Source organism: Bradyrhizobium sp. STM 3809 (genome assembly GCF_000239795.1).
GTDB lineage: Bacteria > Pseudomonadota > Alphaproteobacteria > Rhizobiales > Xanthobacteraceae > Bradyrhizobium.
The window spans coordinates 1-1,484 of sequence record NZ_CAFJ01000078.1 but is presented as its reverse complement, the minus strand read 5'-3'; the positions used below and the strand labels follow the sequence as shown (position 1 = coordinate 1,484).

The window sequence follows — 1,484 nt, the reverse complement described above, 5'->3', positions numbered from 1 at the left end:
ATCCGCTGGCAATGCTCACGCTGCTCTCCGACTGATCTTCCGCGATGACCGCCGCGTTATTGCTCTGCAGGCGGCCGACCGCCGCGCAGGAGACATTCGCCATGCAGCGTATCGCGCCCGGGCCGGGACAGGAATCAGTCTGGGACTATCCGCGGCCGCCGCGGCTGGAGCGCTGGGTGGAGCGGCTGCGCGTGGTGTTCGCCGGCGTCACCATCGCCGACACCGACGCGGGCTTTCGCGTCCTGGAGACCAGCCACCCGCCAGTCTACTACATCCCGCAACGGCATATCGCGATGCAATGGCTTCGGCCGGCCGCAGGCCGCTCGTTCTGCGAGTTCAAGGGCTTTGCCAGCTACTGGACGATCGAGGTCGACGGCCGCGTCGCCGAGCAGGCGGCCTGGAGCTATCAGCAGCCGACGCCATCGTTCGCGCCGATCGCCGGCCATCTCGCCTTCTATGCCTCCCGCGTCGACGCCTGCTTCGTCGGCGACGAGCGTGTTGCGGCGCAAGATGGCGATTTCTACGGCGGCTGGATCACCTCGCGCGTGGTCGGCCCGTTCAAGGGCGCGCCCGGCACCCGGCACTGGTAGACGGCGTGATCGGATGAACCGCGGCGGCCGATTGATCGTATAGTACAGTATGATCGGCGGCTGCGTTTTTGCGCCGCGATCATGGACGGGACCAGCGCCATGCCGGACGTCCGCTCCGACGTCCCAATTCGCCATGCCCGGGGGGCAACGCCATGCGACGGCTGATGAAGTTCCTGCACACGATGGGCGCGATCGGCATGATGGGCGCGATGGCCTGCCTCGTCGTACTGCTCGGCCTGATCCCGCAGCCCTCGGTGTCGCTGTCGCACTACGCCGAGATGCGCGCGGCGATGGGCGCGATCGTCCGCTACGTGTTCTTCCCCTCGCTCGGCCTCACGTTGGTCGCCGGCCTGCTCGCCATCGCCGTCAACCGCGCGCTGCACAGCGCCGGCTGGGCGCTCGCCAAGCTCGCCTCGGGCATCCTCGTCTTCGAATGGGGCTTCGCCGCCGTACAGGGCCCGATGCAGGAAGCCGCCGACGAAGCCGCCCGCGCCGTCGCCGGCCAGATCGACCCCGCAACGCTCACCCCGAATTTCGGCACCGAGCAGGGCGCCATCTGGGTCATGCTCGGCGTCGCCACGGTGAACGTGATTTTGGGCGTGTGGCGGCCGCGGTTCACGAACCTGCCGGATTGAATGCGGCTGAGCTCGTCCGACTTCGTTCACTGTCAGCTTCCGGCATCCTGCGCCGCGAACGCCGTCGTCTCGTCTCCCCTCCCCGCAAGGGGGAGGGGAGCGCACTGCCATTACGGGATGCTCTTTCCGATCTCCCGAAATTGTCTATTGCGATTTTTCAGAAATCGTGCTTTGATGTCTCCCATCCCGCCTCGAGCAGAGGGACGGACGCGTCGTCACGAACGTGGGGTGGGCTGCGATGGACGTGGTGGCGGTGCTT

Annotated in this window: 2 protein-coding genes; both read left to right on the top strand. The window is 67.1% G+C overall.

Annotated elements, in window-relative coordinates; all coding sequences use genetic code 11:
* Positions 1 to 101 precede the first annotated feature (101 nt).
* Positions 102 to 590 (top strand): DUF427 domain-containing protein, encoded by a 489-nt coding sequence (locus BRAS3809_RS03730; protein ID WP_008960771.1) that lies wholly within the window; start codon positions 102 to 104, stop codon positions 588 to 590.
* A 152-nt stretch (positions 591 to 742) separates the two neighbouring features.
* Positions 743 to 1,225 carry a hypothetical protein gene (locus BRAS3809_RS03725; RefSeq protein WP_008960770.1) on the top strand — a complete coding sequence of 161 codons (483 nt, stop codon included), beginning with the start codon at positions 743 to 745 and terminating at the stop codon, positions 1,223 to 1,225.
* Positions 1,226 to 1,484 lie beyond the last annotated feature (259 nt).

Excerpts from the sequence above, each read along its gene's own strand:
- BRAS3809_RS03725 (WP_008960770.1), top strand. The coding sequence starts at position 743 with ATGCGACGGCTGATGAAGTTCCTGCACACGATGGGCGCGATCGGCATG.
- BRAS3809_RS03730 (WP_008960771.1), top strand. The coding sequence starts at position 102 with ATGCAGCGTATCGCGCCCGGGCCGGGACAGGAATCAGTCTGGGACTAT.